The organism is Pilimelia columellifera subsp. columellifera (genome assembly GCF_039532605.1).
Taxonomy (GTDB): Bacteria; Actinomycetota; Actinomycetes; order Mycobacteriales; family Micromonosporaceae; genus Pilimelia; species Pilimelia columellifera.
Window position 1 is genome coordinate 369967 of sequence record NZ_BAAARY010000001.1, and the last position, 15724, is coordinate 385690.

Genomic DNA, 15724 nt, shown 5'->3' on the forward strand with positions numbered 1-15724 from the left:
CAAGGTGATGGCCACCAGTCTGATCGACCAGTACGGCCGCGTCGCCCGGGACCTGCGGATCTCGCTCACCGACCGGTGCAACCTCCGCTGCTCCTACTGCATGCCGGCCGAGGGCCTCTCCTGGCTGCCCGGCCCGGACGTGCTCACCGACGACGAGGTGATCCGGCTGGCCCGGATCGCGGTCCAGGACCTTGGCGTCACCGAGATCCGTTTCACCGGCGGGGAGCCGTTGCTGCGACCCGGGCTGACCGGGATCGTGGCCGCCGTGGCCGCGCTGACGCCACGGCCGGAGATCTCGCTGACCACCAACGCGGTCGGCCTCGCCGGCGTCGCGGACGCCCTCCGGGCCGGCGGGCTGGACCGGGTGAACGTGTCGCTGGACACCCTCGACCCGGACCGGTTCACGACGATCACGCACCGCCGCCGGCTGCCGGACGCGTTGGCCGGGCTGGCGGCCGCCGCGTTGGCCGGGCTGACGCCGGTGAAGATCAACACGGTGCTGATGCGTGGCGTCAACGACGACGAGGCGCCTGAGCTGCTGCGTTTCGCCCTGGAGAACGGTCACCAGCTGCGATTCATCGAACAGATGCCGCTCGACGCCCAGCACGCCTGGCAACGCGACCAGATGGTCACCGCCGACGAGATCCTCGCCTCGCTGCGCTCGCGGTACACGCTGCTGCCCGACCCGGTCGCCCGCGGCGCCGCCCCGGCCGAGACCTGGCTCGTCGACGGACACCTGGACGCCGCCGGGGCGCCCGCCCGGGTCGGCGTTATCGGCAGCGTCACCCGGCCCTTCTGCGGCGACTGCGACCGGACCCGGCTCACCGCCGACGGTCAGGTCCGCTCCTGCCTGTTCGCCCGCGAGGAGACTGACCTACGCGCCGCCCTACGCGGCGACGCCGACGACGCGGAGCTGGCCCGGATCTGGCGGACGGCCATGTGGGGCAAACTGCCCGGCCATGGCATCGACGACGAGACGTTCCTCCAACCCACCCGCCCGATGTCGGCGATCGGGGGCTGAGTGCTCACCGTCCGGTACTTCGCCGGGGCCCGCGCCGCGTCCGGCCGGGCCCAGGAACAGGTCACGGCCGGACGGCCGCTCGACGAGGTCCTCGCCGAGCTGGGCCGTCGACACGGGCCCGCGCTGGGCCGGGTGTTCGAGGCGGCGAGTTTCCTCGTCGACGGCGTCGCCTGCCGTGATCCGCGGGCCCCGCTACCGGCCGGCGCCACCGTCGACGTGCTGCCGCCGTTCGCTGGCGGCTGACCCGGCCAGACCCCCGCCCGCTACCGCGGCGCTGAACAGCGCACCCTGCGCGCAATTGGGGGCAGGTACCGTCTGGGCGAGGCGGCCGTGCTGACGGTCCGCGCGAGAAAGGAACGTTTCCCGGTGCTGGGCTTCGTCGTCTTCATCAGCGTGGTGCTGCTCCTGGTGGCGGGCATCCATCTCTATCTGTGGCAGCGGCTCGTCCGGGACACCACCACTGCGGGCGGACGGGCCCGGCGGGTCGGCTCGTGGGCGGCGTTCGCGCTGGCGGTGAGCGTTCCGGCGTTGCTCATCGGCGGCCGGAGCGGGATCGGCTGGCTGGCCTGGGGGTACGTGTGGATCGCTGTGATGTTCTACCTCCTGGTGGCGTTGGTGGTCCTGGAGCTGCCGATGGCGCTGGCCCGCTGGCAGCTCCGGAAGCGGTCGGCCGGGGCCGCAACGTCGGCGTCGGCGTCGGCGTCGGCGTCGGACCACGATCCGGAGCGCCGGCTGCTGCTGGCCCGTGGAGCGGCGATCGTGGCTGGCCTCACCGCGACCGGCGTCACCGCCTACGGCCTCAGGTCGGCCCTGGGACCGCCCCGGATCGCCCGGGCTCAGGTCCCGATCGGCAAGCTGCCGCGGGGCATGGACGGGTTCCGCATCGCCACCGTCTCGGACATCCACCTCGGCCCGCTGGCCGGACGGGCGCACACCGAGCGGATCGTTGCCATGATCAACCAGCTCGACGCCGATGTCGTGGCGATCGTCGGCGACCTGGTCGACGGCAGCGTCGGGGAGTTGGGTCCGGCGGCGGCGCCCCTGGGCAACCTGCGGTCCCGGCACGGGGCCTACTTTGTCACCGGGAACCACGAGTACTTCTCCGGCGCCCAGCAGTGGATCGACGAGCTGCCACGGTTGGGAATCCGGGTGCTCGCCAACCAACGTCAGGCGATCAACGGCCTCGATCTGGCCGGCGTCCACGACGTGGCGGGCGAGACCGAGGGCATGGGCCCGGACTTCGACGCCGCGCTTGGCGACCGCGACCCGGCCCGGCCGGTGGTGCTTCTCGCCCACCAACCGATCCAGGCCAGCGAGGCGGCCAGCCGCGGCGTGGATCTTCAGCTGTCCGGGCACACCCACGGTGGCCAGATGGCGCCGTTCAACCTCCTGGTGAAGCTCCAGCAACCGGTGGTCTCCGGCCTTGGCGAGGTCGACGGAATGCCGCTGTTCGTCACCAACGGCGCCGGCTTCTGGGGGCCGCCGGTGCGGGTCGGCGCTCCGCCGGAGATCGCCCTGGTGCAGCTACGCAGCGCCTGACCGGCTGGCTCCGAGCCAGGACCGGGACAGGCGTGGGTGTGGCGATCACATGGGCGGGGCGAGCCGTGTGGCAGGATGCGGCGTGCCCCCGCTGCGTGCCGAACCGGTTTCCACTCCCGGCCGCCTCCCCGCCGGTCTCCCGTCTGACGGGTCGCCGCTGGGCCTGGGCCTGCCTTACGTCGCTGACCTGCACATCCATTCGTCCTATTCGCGCGCCTGTAGTCGCGAGCTGACGCTTCCGAATCTTGCCTGGTGGGCCCGGCGCAAGGGGATCTCGCTGCTCGGCACCGGGGATTTCACCCACCCCGCCTGGTACGACCATCTACGCGAGACGCTCATCCCCGCCGAGCCCGGGCTGTACCGGCTCCGGCCACAGGAACAGGCCGATGTCGACCAACGCCTGCCGCCGTCGTTGAGCGCGCGGAGCGAGACCGATGATCCGGCCACCCGGTTCATGCTCCAGGTGGAGATCTCTACCATCTACAAGCGGGACGACCGCACCCGTAAGGTGCATCACCTCGTCTACCTACCGGATCTAGGCGCAGCCGCGCGGTTCAACCAGGCCCTCGGCCGCATCGGCAACCTGGGCTCGGACGGACGGCCGATCCTCGGCCTCGACTCCCGCGACCTGCTGGAGATCGTGCTCACCGCCAGTCCGGACGGATACCTGGTGCCAGCGCACATCTGGACGCCGTGGTTCTCCGCCCTCGGCTCCAAGTCGGGCTTCGACGCCATCGCCGACTGCTACGCCGACCTCGCCGGGCACATCTTCGCGGTGGAGACCGGCCTGTCCAGTGATCCGGAAATGAACTGGCGGGTGTCCAGTCTGGACCGCTACCAGCTGGTCTCCAACTCGGACGCCCACTCCCCGCCAGCGCTGGGCCGGGAGGCGACACAGTTCACCGCGCCCATGGACTACCACGCGATCCGCGAGGCGCTGCGCACCGGCGAGGGCCTGCACGGCACCATCGAGTTCTTCCCCGAGGAGGGCAAGTACCACGCCGACGGGCACCGGGCGTGTGGCGTGAGCTGGTCCCCGGAGCAGACCCGACAGGCCGGCGGGTGCTGCCCGGAGTGCGGCAAACCGCTCACCGTCGGGGTGCTGTCGCGGGTGGAGGCGCTGGCGGACCGGCCGACCGGCCAACCCCGCCCGAACGTCCGTCCGGTGACGTACCTGACCCCGCTGGCGGAGATCCTCGGGGAGATCAACCAGGTGGGGGCACGCAGTAAGACCGTCGCCGGCCGCTTGCGGCATCTGGTCGCCGAGATCGGGCCGGAGCTGACGATCCTCACCGCGGCGCCGGTGGAACGGATCGCCCGCGTCGGCGGCGAGCGCCTCGGCGAGGCGATCGGGCGGCTGCGACGCGGCGAGGTCCAGCGCGTCCCTGGCTTCGACGGCGAGTACGGCTCGATCACCCTGTTCCGGCCGGACGAGCTGCGGAAGGCTTCGGCGGGGCAGACTGAGGCGCTGTTCGACCTCCCGAGCCAGCGCGGCACGACGGCCGCTGGGACCGCGGCGGCGCCCTCCGATTCCGGTGGCGCGGGCACACCGGGTGGAGCGCGCCCGGCGGGCAGCCGCGGCGCGGCTGGCAGCGCGGGAGGCGGTGGGCGCGGGGCGGACGGCACAGGCCGGGGCGCCGGGGTCGCCACCCGGGCACGCTCGACGCAGGAGCACCTCGAACACCGGGCGACGGCGTCAGCGAGGTCGCCGCACGAGCCGTTCGAGCCGATGCTCGCCGGGATGGAGGAGGTCGGCACCGGGCTGCTGGACCGGTTGGACGCCATGCAGCGGGTCGCCGCGTCGGTCCACGGCGGCCCGATGTTGATCGTGGCTGGTCCGGGCACCGGAAAGACCCGGACGCTGACCCACCGCATCGCCTACCTGTGCCGGGAGCTGGATGTCGCCCCGCAGGACTGCCTGGCGATCACCTTCACCCGCCGCGCCGCCGACGAGCTGCGTCACCGGCTGAAGGATCTGCTCGGCGACCCCGCCGACGAGGTGACCGTGACGACCTTCCACTCGCTGGGTCTGGCGTTGTTGCGCCAGCACCCCCAGCGTTCCGGACTGGTCGACGGGTTCGCCGTCGCCGACGACGTCCAGCGGGAGCAGACGCGAGCTGAGGCTGGCGACGACGACGTCCGGTACCGGACCATGCTGCGCGGCCGGAATCTCGTCGATCTGGACGAACTGGTGTCGCTGCCGGTCGCGACGCTCAACGCCGACGCGGACCTGGCCGCCGACGCCCGCGCCCGCTGGCCCTGGATCTTCGTGGACGAGTACCAGGACGTGGACGCCGACCAGTACGCGCTGCTGCGTCTGCTGTGCCCGCCGTCCGGGAACCTCTACGCGATCGGCGATCCAGACCAGGCGATCTACTCGTTCCGGGGCGCGGACGTCGAGTATTTCCTGCGTTTCGGGCACGACTTCACCGATGCCCGGCAGGTGCGGTTGACCCGTAACTACCGCTCGTCAGCGCCGATCGTGGCGGCGGCGGCGCAGGCGATCGGCCCGTGGTCGTTGGTGCGGGACCGCCGGATGGACCCGGCCCGGCTCGATCCGGAGGCGCCGCTGATCGGCCGGTATGCCGCCGCGACCGCCGCCGACGAGGCCGAGTTCGTCGCCCGTGCCGTTGATGAGCTGGTGGGCGGCCTGTCGCATCGTTCATTCGACGCCGGTCGGGTGGACGCCCGAGCGGTGGCGCCGGACGCGGTCTCGTTCGGCGACATCGCCGTCCTGTACCGCACCGACGCGCAGGCGGCGGCGATTGTCTCGGCGTTGGCCAGGGCGAACATCCCGGTACAGAAACGCTCGCACGACCGGCTCCGGGACCGGGCGGGGGTGTCGGCGCTGATCCGGGAGCTGCGCCTTGCCTCCGGCGGCGGTCCGTTGCCGGAGCGGTTGCAGTCGGTGGGTCGGGAGTTGGCCCGCCGGTGCGCGATGCCGACGCTGGACGGCGTGAGCGCTGCCGCGGTGACGGCTGAGCAGGTGTGGAGCGCGGTGGATCTGCTGCTGCCGCTGGCCCGAAGGCGCCGTGACGACCTGGCCGGGCTGCTCACCGACGTGGCGACCGGCGCGGAGGTGGACGCGCTCGATCCGCGCGCCGAGGCGGTCACGTTGCTGACCCTGCACGCGGCGAAGGGTCTGGAGTGGCCGGTGGTGTTCCTGGTCGGCTGCGAGGACGGTCTGCTGCCGCTGCGGATGCCCGGCGACGAGCCGTCCGAGGGCCTGGTGGCCGAGGAGCGGCGGTTGTTCTTCGTCGGGATCACCCGGGCCCGGAACCAGCTGTACGTGAGCCATGCGGCGCAGCGGTTCCGGTTCGGCGCTGAGCGGCAGACCCGGCCGAGCCCGTTCCTGGACGCGATCGACTCCGGCCTGTTCAACCGGCTCGACGACGCCCAGCCGCGCGCCCCGCGGGACCGTCAGCTACGGATGTTCTGACCTCCGACGCGATCCTGCCCCGGATGCCGGCGACCTTTCGGAAATGTCGGTCGTGGGGGTTCTCACGGATTGCGAACAGTGGGATGTCCTCCGGAGGGTCGGAAGCGTTGGTCAACCCGAGCGCGCCGCCCGTCCGCCCCACCGCGCGCCGCCGGAGGAGCTGACATGGTCCGAGTGCTCATCGCCGACCCGCACACGGTGGCCCGACTCGGGTACGCGGCGGCCCTGGCCGCCACCCCGGGCCTGGAGCTGGTCGGCCAGGCCGACCGGGCCGGCGGGGCCCGTCCGCTGGTCGTCACCGTCCAACCCGACGTGGTGCTGCTCGACGCGGACCTGCCTGATGTGGACGGTCTCACGTTCGGCGAGTCGCTACGCTCGGCGCGGCCCAACCTGGGCCTGGTGCTCGTCGGGCCGCCGTCGGACGACATGCTGTTCCGGGCGCTGGAGGAACGGTTCTCCGCATACCTGCCCCGGTCGGCCAGCCTGGACGTGATGATGTCGGCCGTCCGCCACGCCGCCGCCGCGCCCACCTCGTTCACCGCCCCGGACCTGGCCGTCGCCCTCGGCCGTCGGCGCGCGGTGAGCAGCGCGCTCAGCCCGCGGGAGGCCCAGGTCCTGCGGCACCTGTACGTCGGGTCGAACAACGCGTCGATCGCCGACAAGATGCACCTCACCGAGTCGACGGTCCGCACCTACCTGGCCCGGGTGTACGACAAGCTCGGGGTGCGCAGCCGCGCCGAGGCGCTCGTCGCGGCCACCCAACGCGGGTTGCTGTGAGCCATCGTCATCGGTAGGACCCAGGCGGACTCGACGACGGCGCCACGGTCGGGCTGTCTCGCGACGCCGGTCAGGAGTTGAACCCGTCGACGGCGCGCTGGAACAGCTCCGCCACCTGCTCGCCGAAGAGCGCGACGGTGAGGGCGATGACGGCCGCGATGAGCGACGCGATGATCACGTACTCGGCGGCGGTGGCGCCGCGGTCGGACCGCGGTCGTGGTGGAGATCCGGTGCTCATCTGGCCTGTTCCCCCGGCGGTCGGATCGGTTGGGCGGACGTCCCGGCGGGCGGCTGCCCCGCGTTGCTGGTTCAGGTGGCGGGCAGCATCAAGCATGTGGGGAAACCTCCCGAGACGGCCCGGTTTCGGCCGGATGCGGTGGCCGCGACTCAGACGGATGGGGCGTGGCGCTTTCGCCGGCCGCACGTGCCCACCCTGTCGAGAACCGGTCGCGGGCACACTCGGTCAAGGCGGCAGCGATGGCGGCGCTTCGTGCGCGGCGGGTCCGCGGGCTGTTGTCGCCCAACCGCGACAGTCACTGGTCCGAAAGGCCGACGAACGGGTGAGCCGTCAGCCGGCGGGAAGATCGGCCCAGGCATGGGCCGCCACCGCCAGCAGCCAGCCCGCCAGCAACGCCGGCCCCAGCGGCAGCTCAGTGTGGCGGCTGGCCTTCCCCCGCAGCAGGAGCGACAGGGCGACCGGGCCGTTCAGCAGGTGCGGGAGCACCGCGCCCAGCAGGAGCGTCGGCCAGCCGAACCAGCCCAGGGACAGGCCGAGAACCGCCGACAGCTTGACGTCGCCGAGGCCCAGGTTCGCCCCGGGCAGCAGCGCCAACACTAGATATGCGCCGGCCATCACCAATCCGCCCAGGACGGCCCGCTCCAGCGGCGCCCAACCGGCCCCGGTCGCGGCGGCGGCGATGAGCAGCCCCAACTCGGCCACCGCCAGTCTGGCCACGATCGGATCCGGCAGCCGGTGCGCCGCAAGGTCGATGACGGCCAGCAGCAGGCCCACCACCACCATCACCGTTCCGGCGCCCAGCACCAGCAACGACACCACCAGCGTCGGCCCCGTCCCGACCGGCGCCAGCGCCCAGCCGACAACGCCTCCGGCCGCAGCGCCCACAGTTGCGGTCAGCCACCACGGCGCGCCCAACCGGGTCCGGCACCGCCGGCACGCCACGCCCCACCAGCCGCGGGCGCCCGCGGGCAGCGGCGCGGCGCACGCGCCGCAGGCGCCACGCGGCGGCTCCCCGTAAGGCACCGCCAGGCGGTGACCGGGACGGACCGCCAGCGCCCCGGCGACGGCGCCCAGCAGGGCGACGACGAGAACTGACGGCGACGACATAACCGGCAAGGCTAGGCCGCTCCGATGTGGTCAGCCAGCCGCCGCCAGCCCCGGGGTCAGCCCTGCCAACGGGCGCCCGTCGCACGGCGGCGACGTTATCCCCAGGAAAGGGACCAATCGTCAGCCCTTTCTGCTGATGCGGGGAGCCGATCCGTTACGGCCGACGTCCCACCCCCGGGTGACCCACATACGGCGGGAGGACCGCCCCTCGCCTCGCGCACGGCGTCGCGCGGGCACGCTACCGTGACGGGACGCTGGGTCAGACCCGGGAACCAGGAGGACAGATGTCGCACGACGCAGCCTCGCGGGGGGAGCAGCCGAGCGACCTCTCCGACGAGGAGTACCACGAGCCGGCCGACCCCTGGAGCGCCACCGGCGGTCCGATCGTCCCGTGGCCCGCGGCCTCCACCGAGCAGTTTCCCGCCGACGCCGACGGCTACCCCGCCGTCGGCGTCGGCCACCCGTGGCTCGGCGCAGGCCAGGGATCGCCCAGCCAGTCGACGGCGGGCCCCCACCCGACGCCGCCGACCGGCGGGGCGGCGCCGCCCCGCCGCTCAGCCGCTGGTCTCGTCCTGCTCGCGTGCCTGGTGGCGGCGCTGGCCGGACTCGGCGGCGTGGTCGGCCTTTATCTGCTCGGTGATCGCAGCCCCGGAACCGCGCCCGGCGCCAACCCGACCATCGCGGCCAGATACCCGACCGAGGCCACGGTGGAACCGACAGCGTCCGCCACGTCCAGCGTGGATGCCCGGGCCGCGGGCAAGGGCGACTGCCTCGTCAACGACGGCACCGAGAAGCGTCCGGTGATGCGGGTCGCCAAGTGCGGCAAGGGCGCCTTCCAGGTGCTTGCCCGGTTCGACGGCACTAAGGACTTTCGGGGCAAATGCAACGGAAAGGTCAACGGCTACCAATTCTATTATTTCTTCGACACCGAGCCCGACAGCGACGACTTCGTCCTCTGCCTGCGCCGCCGCTGAGTTCGGCAGTACCTGCATCCGCGTGTCGACTCGCCCGATAGCGTTCGCTGAGACGCACACTGTCAGTTCTGCCGGAGCCGGCGACGAGTGAACAGGGAGCCCCATGTCCGAACCGCCTCAGCCGCCGTCGCCGGGTAACCAGCCCGAGGACCCGACAGCGCCGATCCCGCCCCGGCAGGACGAGCCCACCACCCCGTTGCCGCCAGCCGCCGCGGGCGCCGACGAGCCGACGCGGCCCATGCCGCCGCAGCCGCCGCCCAGCCCGCGCGCGCCGCCCATCCCGCCGCAGCCGGCGCCGGCCGCGCCGCCGCTGTACCCGCCGCACCCCGGCCCCCCGCAACCGCCGAGCGCGCCCCAGCCTTACGCCCCGCCGCCCGGCGTGCCGACTGGCCCGCCGCCCGGTAGCCAGCCGCCGGCCTGGGGTGGGCCGCCCCCGCCGGCGGGCCCTCCGTCCTGGGAGGCGCCGCAAGGACAGCCGCCGGGCCAGCCGCCGCTGGGCGCGCCGCCGTTCGGTCAGCCGGACCTGTACGGCCCGCCCGGTCCCGGATTCGGGCCGCCGCCGCAGAAGAGCAAAGCCGGAAAGATCATTCTGATTGTCGGCATCGTCGCGTTGCTGCTGCTCTGCGCCTGCGGCATCGGCGCCTTCTTCCTCATCAGGGAGGGCGCTGACAAGGCCAGCGAGACGATCGACTCGCTGCCATCGCTGGCGCCGACCCCCTCGGCCACCGAGCAGTTCGCAGAGGGCGAGTGTGTCGTCAACGACGGCACACCGACGGACGCCAAGCTCCGGGTCGTGCCCTGCGGACCGGGCGCCTTCGAGATCGTCAAGAAGATCCCGTTCACGATCGATGAGAAGCAGTGCGACCTGCCGTTCCGTGGCGCCGGGCCGGGCAATTACGACTCGACCTACAGCCACAGGGACCCGAACGCCCTGGCCAACTACGTGCTCTGCCTCAAGAAGACGCCCTGACGCGGCGCTGGCCGACCGATAGGCGGACGCCACGGCTGATCGGCCGTGGCGTCCGCCTGTCATCCCCGGATCAGGGGCAGTTGACCCACTCCTGTGTGCCGTCGTTGAACACCTGACGCTTCCAGATCGGCAGCCGCTCCTTGACCAGGTCGACGAGGTCGGCGCAGGCGGCGAAAGCCGCCGCCCGGTGGGCCGTGCTCACCGCCGCGGCCAGCGCCACGTCGCCGATCGCCAGAGCGCCGATCCGGTGGCTGACCGCCACCGCGTAGACGTCGGGGCGGGCGGCGAGCTCCTCGGCGACCTCCCGCAGGATCTGCCCGGCGCCCGGGTGGCCCTCGTATTCCAGCTCGGTCACCGGGCGACCATGGTCGTGGTCCCGGACCACCCCGGCGAAGCCCACCACCGCACCAGCCCGCCGGTCGTTGACGGCGGCCTCATGATCGGCGACACGCAACGGGTCCGTGGTGACCTGACAGATACGGATCTCGCTCATCGCGGCGCCTCCCCTGGCGTCAACGGCAACGGCAACAGCGGAACGGTGTCCCCGGCCCGGCCGGTGGCGCCACCGGCGATAACGGCGAACCCCACCGCCGATGACAGCCCGCGCAGCATCGCCGAGCCGACGTGCCGCAGCGGCCACGCCACCGGCCCGTCCACGCGGACCAGCGAAAGGTGGGTGTCCCCGCCGCGTCCGGGGATCGGCTCGCCCAGCGTGACCTCGCCCAGTGGCGGCGGCGGTCCGCCGCGCAGCCCCGCCAGCAGCGGCGCCACCAGAGTCAGCAGCGCGATAATCGCCGACTGTGGATTACCGGGCAGCCCGGCGACGAACCTGGCCCGCCCGTCCGGTCCGGACACGCTGGCCAGCAGCATCGGGTATCCGGGGCGGACCGCGACGGTGTCGACCAGGTAGGTGGCGCCGAGCCGACGCAGCGCCGGGTGCAGGTGGTCGACCGGCCCGTGCATCGTCCCGCCGGTGGTGCAGACGAGATCGGCTTCGCCCAGGGCGTCGCGAACGGCTGCGACATGGGCGTCGAGGGTGTCGCGGATGGGTGGCGGCGCGGTGGTGGGGTCGGCGCCGAGCCGGCGGAGCCAGGACGGCAGCGCTGGACCCAGGGCGTCCCGGATCCGGCCGTCGCGTGCTGGGCCTTCGGTGAGCAGCTCGTCGCCGAAGACACGGACGGCGACGCGGGGCCGCGGCCGGGCGGAGAGGGTGTCGTGTCCGGCGGCGGCGGCCAGGCCGATGAGGGCCGGCGTGACGTTCGCCCCCGCGGGCGCGAGCTGGTCGCCGAGGGTCGCCTCGTCGCCCGGGACGCGCCACTCGCGGGCGGGTCGTGGGTCTCCGGTGACGCGCCCGTCCGGGTCGCGGTGTGACTCCTCGGTCCGCAGGATCGCCTCGGTCCCGGCCGGGACCATCGCGCCGGTCGCGATCTCCACGGCGACGCCCGCCCCGTCAACGGGCAGCGGCGGCGCCACGGTCCCGGCGAGCACCCGACCGACGACCCGCCACGGGCCTGGCCCGCGGACCGCCCAACCGTCGACGTTGGAGGTGGCGAAGGCCGGAAGATCGGTCCCGGCGCGTAGCGGATCGGCGAGGACGAGCCCGTCGGCGTCGTGGATGGGGACGGCCTCCGCCGCGCCACGGGCCGTAACCCCGGCCCGGTGGGCGAGGTCGCGCGCGCCGGTCCAGTCGACGCTCACCGGGGCTCCTCCGCGTTCGGTGTGGGGTGGTCGCCGCCGCGCAGCTGGTCGACAGCGTGACCGAGCAGCGGTCCGAGGACGGCAAGGCCGTCGCGGACGCCGCCGGTCGACCCCGGCAGGTTCACCACGAGCGTACGGCCGGCCACGCCCGCGATGCCCCGGGACAGCGCCGCGGTGGGGACGCTCGCCCGACTGTGGGCGCGAATCGCCTCCGCGATGCCGGGCAGCTCCCGGTCGAGGACGGCGCGGGTCGCCTCCGGGGTGCGGTCGCTGGGAGAGATGCCGGTGCCGCCGGTGGTGACGACGAGGTCGAAACCGTCGGCGACGGCGGTCCGCAGCGCCTCGGCGACCGGCTCACCGTCCCCGACGACGACTGGCGCGTCGACCTCGCAACCCAGCCGGGCGAGTCCGGCGGCCAGCAGGGGACCACTGCGGTCCTGGTAGACCCCGGCGGCGGCCCGATCGGAGGCGACGATCACCCGCGCTCGCACGGGCGCTCCCACAGTCCGGTCTTGCCGCCTTCCTTGAGCAGCACCCGCACCCGGTCGAGCGTCGCCGCCGGGTCGACCGCCTTGACCATGTCGATGAGGGCGAGCCCGGCGGTGGCCACTGCGGTGAGGGCCTCCATCTCGACGCCGGTGCGGTCGGCTGTCCTGGTGGTGGCGGTGATCTCGACGGTGTCGTCGGTGAGGGCGAGGTCGACGGCGACGCCGTGCAGCGCGATCGGGTGGCAGAGGGGGATCAGGTCCGGGGTGCGCTTGGCGCCCATGATTCCGGCCAACCGGGCGACGGCCAGGGCGTCGCCCTTGGGTAGCCCGTCGCGGCGCAGCAGGGCGATCACCGCGGCGGTGGTGCGCACCTGGCCGGCGGCGACGGCGCGGCGGGCCGAGACGGCCTTTCCGGCGACGTCGACCATATGCGCGGCGCCGCTGGAATCGGTGTGGGTGAGGTGTTCGCCCCGCGCGCTGTCCGGTTCATTCGTCACGTCTTCACTCGTCACGTCGTGATCATACGTACCGGGGCACTGGCGACAGTTCTATGCGACAACGCGTCGTGAACGAGCGGTGACCAGGCGCCCACAAGCCGCGGACGCCCAGGCCACAGCCCAGGAGCTGGGGCCGGGCGGAGGCGTTGTCGGGGTTCCTCTCGCGGACGCGATGGGACCATCTATTGATTACAGGGCGCCATTAGTCGGTAGTCTTATGTAGACAATTTATGACAGATCATGCCGGCTTTATCGGAATCTGTATAAATGGACATTTATCGGTACCCAACGGACCGATCGCCCACTAACGTTCTCCTCGTTGCGAAACAAGGACTTTCCCTTAGCCGCTAACTTGGAGGATTATCATGCGTGGTATTGACTGGGACTGAGCCCGTTGGCTCCCCGCAAAGGAATCTCAATTCCCCGACGAGACACAACCCCTCGGAGCCCGGGCGAGAACGTGACGAGATCGAAAGACGAGGCGACCGACCGGCAGTTACACAGGCTGGTCGGGCTCGTCGCCCTGCTGGCAGTCGTCGTGCTGGGCGACCTCACCCGCCAGTTCGTCAGTCGAGACGTTCACCCACCGTCACCAGCGCTCCTGGCCGCGCTGGTCCTGATTGCGGTTGTGGCGCGCCTAGCGAGCGTACGGGTCCGCCTGCGGACGACCCATTTCTCCATCAACTGGAGTCTTGCCGCCTGTGTTCTCGCACTCAGCACGACGTCGGTGCCGTGGGCAGTAATGACGGCCACGGCCGGTATCCTGATCGCATATGTGGCGCTGCGCCGAAAACCAATTCAGATTCTCTTTGCCGCGTCCAAAGCTGTCGTCGGAACGGCGGCCGGCGGCGCGGTTCTCACCGCTTTCGGAATGCATGCCCCAACAGATCCTCCGCTCGACAACATCGGCGCTGTCATTGCCGCCTACTTCGCTACCGAGATCGTCGACGAACTACTGGGGAACCCCGTTGTAGCACGGGCGAACCGAACCCCGGTATGGCAGTTGTTCGTGTCCTATTGGGACGTCCGCGCGATGTCCCTGGCCGCACGATTCGCCATGGTGATGCTCAGCCTGGCGATCATCACATTCAATAGCGCGCTGCTGTTGTCGCTGCCGCCGCTGGCGTTCAGCCTGCATTTGTGGAATGCGCAGCGTATGCGCGCTCGCGCGGAGAGTGAGACCTGGCAGCGGCTCGCGTCAGCCACCGAAGGCATCAACGACGTCGACCTCGATCGGGTGCTGCGGCTGGGGGTGACCCGGGCCGCTGAGCTGTTCTCAGCCGAACAGGTCGACATCGAGATCCAGCTTCGCGACGCGGCCCGGCTGGTTCGCGGCGACGGCGCCGGAATCATCGTCGACGGTGCAGCGCTGAGCGCCGCGGACGGACTTCCGCACGCCATCGCGGTCGCGCTCAAGGGCAACGACGACACCACCCGCCTGGGGGAGCTACGGCTGCGGTTCCGGGGTGAGGTGAAGCTGTCCGAGCGTGAGCAGTACACGCTGCGCACGTTCGCGTCGGCGCTGTCGACCGCGCTCCGTAACGCGGCCGCGTACACCGAGCTGGAACGGATCGCCGCCGAGCACGCGCACGCCGCCGCCCACGACGCGCTGACCGGTCTCACCAACCGCCGTGCGCTGCTGGACCAGGGCGGCACGATGCTCGCCCGCCGCTCGGAGCACGGCGTCATGGCGCTGCTGCTCATCGACCTCAACCACTTCAAGGAGATCAACGACACCCTCGGCCACGCCGCCGGCGACCTCGTGATCATCGCGGCTGCCCACCGGCTGCTCGCCGCCGCCGGCCCCGACGACCTCGTGGCCCGGCTCGGCGGGGACGAGTTCGCCGTCCTGCTCACCGGCCTGCCCGCGCCCGCCGTCGCCAGCCACCGCGCCGAGGCGCTGCTGGCCGCGCTGCATCATCCGGTGGACATCGAGGGGATGCGGGTCGGCATGGAGGCCAGCGGGGGCGTCGCCGTCGCCACCGGCACCAGCGGCATGGTCGAGCTGCTGCGCCGCGCGGACGTCGCCATGTACCAGGCGAAGCGGGCCGGCGAACGGGTCGCCGTCTACACCCGGCGCCGCGACTCCGTCGAGGTGGGTCGGCGAACGCGCGACGGCGAACGCGTCACCACGACGCTGGACCGACCGTTCGCGGTGAGCTTCCAACCCATTGTCGACCTGGCGACCGGCGAGGTCATCGCCGCCGAGGCGCTGGCGCGGTGGCGGGACGGCGCCCGGCGCCCGGACGATCCCCAGGCGATGCTCGAGGCCGTGGACCGGGGCAGTCTCCTGCCGGAGATGCGTGCGGCGGTGCTCGACCTCGCGCTGCTGTCGGCGGCGAACTGGCGGGACGCCGGCTTCGACATCCCGGTGGCGGTCAACATCGCCCCGCACAGCCTGCTCGACGCCCGCTTCCCGGAACTGGTGCTGTCCCGGATCGCCTGCCACGAGCTGTCCCCGGACCGGCTCATCCTGGAGTTGACCGAGGCCCTGGCCACGACGCAGCTCGAGGTTGTCGGCGGGGTGCTGCGCACCCTGCGCACGGCGGGCGTCCGGCTGGCGTTGGACGACTTCGGCGACGGCGCGGCGTCGCTGTCGATGCTGTCGCAGCTGCCGGTGCACCAGATCAAGATCGCGCCGGAGTTCGTGCACCGGGTCAGCTCGTCTGACGAGGCCAAGGCGGTGGTCCGGTCCAGCGTCGAGCTGGGCCGCAGCCTCAACGTGGCCATCATGGCCGAGGGCATCGAGACGGAGCGCCAGCGCCGCGACCTGTGGGAGCTGGGCTGCGCCGCCGGACAGGGCCAGCTGTTCGGTCGCCCGATGCCGGCCAGCCGGCTGCTCGGCGCCCTGCACCGTGGCTGCGCCGGACGCCCGGGCGCGTTGGCCGAGCCGCTCCACAACGAGGGGTCGGTGGTCCGTATCCCGACCGCACGCCGCGCCAGCCCCCGCGGCGACCGTCTGCCACACTGACCGGC

Annotated in this window: 14 protein-coding genes; 8 read left to right on the forward strand and 6 right to left on the reverse strand. The window is 72.3% G+C overall.

Going from position 1 to position 15724, the window contains the following annotated elements; all coding sequences use genetic code 11:
- Positions 1–7: 7 nt before the first annotated feature.
- The 5 genes from moaA (at position 8) to ABD287_RS01760 (ending at position 6776) form a co-directional block, all read left to right on the forward strand.
- Complete coding sequence (moaA, locus tag ABD287_RS01740; protein WP_344167089.1) at positions 8–1021, forward strand: GTP 3',8-cyclase MoaA; 1014 nt, start codon at positions 8–10, stop codon at positions 1019–1021.
- Positions 1022–1264: a MoaD/ThiS family protein gene (locus tag ABD287_RS01745; protein ID WP_344167091.1), complete on the forward strand. Its 243-nt coding sequence runs from the start codon at positions 1022–1024 to the stop codon at positions 1262–1264.
- A gap of 123 nt (positions 1265–1387) precedes the next feature.
- Positions 1388–2560 carry a metallophosphoesterase gene (locus tag ABD287_RS01750; RefSeq protein WP_344167093.1) on the forward strand — a complete coding sequence of 391 codons (1173 nt, stop codon included), beginning with the start codon at positions 1388–1390 and terminating at the stop codon, positions 2558–2560.
- 82 nt (positions 2561–2642) lie between these two features.
- Positions 2643–5999, forward strand: coding sequence for a UvrD-helicase domain-containing protein (locus ABD287_RS01755; RefSeq protein ID WP_425565463.1), 3357 nt, complete (start codon positions 2643–2645; stop codon positions 5997–5999).
- 165 nt (positions 6000–6164) lie between these two features.
- Positions 6165–6776 carry a LuxR C-terminal-related transcriptional regulator gene (locus ABD287_RS01760; protein ID WP_344167095.1) on the forward strand — a complete coding sequence of 204 codons (612 nt, stop codon included), beginning with the start codon at positions 6165–6167 and terminating at the stop codon, positions 6774–6776.
- 70 nt (positions 6777–6846) lie between these two features.
- Here the strand turns inward: ABD287_RS01760 and ABD287_RS01765 are convergent, their stop codons facing one another.
- Together ABD287_RS01765 and ABD287_RS01770 are read right to left on the reverse strand one after the other, a co-directional pair.
- Complete coding sequence (locus ABD287_RS01765; RefSeq protein WP_344167097.1) at positions 6847–7110, reverse strand: Flp family type IVb pilin; 264 nt, start codon at positions 7108–7110, stop codon at positions 6847–6849.
- 234 nt (positions 7111–7344) lie between these two features.
- Positions 7345–8121 carry a prepilin peptidase gene (locus tag ABD287_RS01770; RefSeq protein ID WP_344167099.1) on the reverse strand — a complete coding sequence of 259 codons (777 nt, stop codon included), beginning with the start codon at positions 8119–8121 and terminating at the stop codon, positions 7345–7347.
- A gap of 284 nt (positions 8122–8405) precedes the next feature.
- Here ABD287_RS01770 and ABD287_RS01775 point away from each other — a divergent pair, with 284 nt between their 5' ends.
- Together ABD287_RS01775 and ABD287_RS01780 are read left to right on the forward strand one after the other, a co-directional pair.
- Positions 8406–9095, forward strand: a complete 690-nt coding sequence (locus tag ABD287_RS01775) for an LppU/SCO3897 family protein (protein ID WP_344167101.1) — start codon at positions 8406–8408, stop codon at positions 9093–9095.
- A 103-nt stretch (positions 9096–9198) separates the two neighbouring features.
- Positions 9199–10065, forward strand: coding sequence for an LppU/SCO3897 family protein (locus ABD287_RS01780; RefSeq protein WP_344167103.1), 867 nt, complete (start codon positions 9199–9201; stop codon positions 10063–10065).
- Between the two features lie 70 nt (positions 10066–10135).
- On the opposite strand, the gene ABD287_RS01785 is transcribed toward ABD287_RS01780, so the two are convergent.
- From ABD287_RS01785 to moaC, 4 genes are read right to left on the reverse strand one after another with little or no spacing between them, the layout of a single operon-like run.
- Positions 10136–10558 (reverse strand): molybdenum cofactor biosynthesis protein MoaE, encoded by a 423-nt coding sequence (locus tag ABD287_RS01785; RefSeq protein WP_344167105.1) that lies wholly within the window; start codon positions 10556–10558, stop codon positions 10136–10138.
- Positions 10555–11763 (reverse strand): molybdopterin molybdotransferase MoeA, encoded by a 1209-nt coding sequence (locus ABD287_RS01790; RefSeq protein ID WP_344167107.1) that lies wholly within the window; start codon positions 11761–11763, stop codon positions 10555–10557. The genes ABD287_RS01785 and ABD287_RS01790 overlap by 4 nt, the downstream gene beginning before the upstream one ends.
- Complete coding sequence (locus tag ABD287_RS01795; protein WP_344167109.1) at positions 11760–12254, reverse strand: MogA/MoaB family molybdenum cofactor biosynthesis protein; 495 nt, start codon at positions 12252–12254, stop codon at positions 11760–11762. The genes ABD287_RS01790 and ABD287_RS01795 overlap by 4 nt, the downstream gene beginning before the upstream one ends.
- A complete protein-coding gene (moaC, locus tag ABD287_RS01800; RefSeq protein ID WP_344167111.1) occupies positions 12239–12763 on the reverse strand; it encodes a cyclic pyranopterin monophosphate synthase MoaC in 525 nt (174 codons plus the stop codon). The genes ABD287_RS01795 and moaC overlap by 16 nt, the downstream gene beginning before the upstream one ends.
- 445 nt (positions 12764–13208) lie before the next feature.
- Here moaC and ABD287_RS01805 point away from each other — a divergent pair, with 445 nt between their 5' ends.
- Entirely contained in the window at positions 13209–15719 is a 2511-nt protein-coding gene (locus ABD287_RS01805; protein ID WP_344167113.1) for a putative bifunctional diguanylate cyclase/phosphodiesterase, read from the forward strand.
- Positions 15720–15724: the final 5 nt, after the last annotated feature.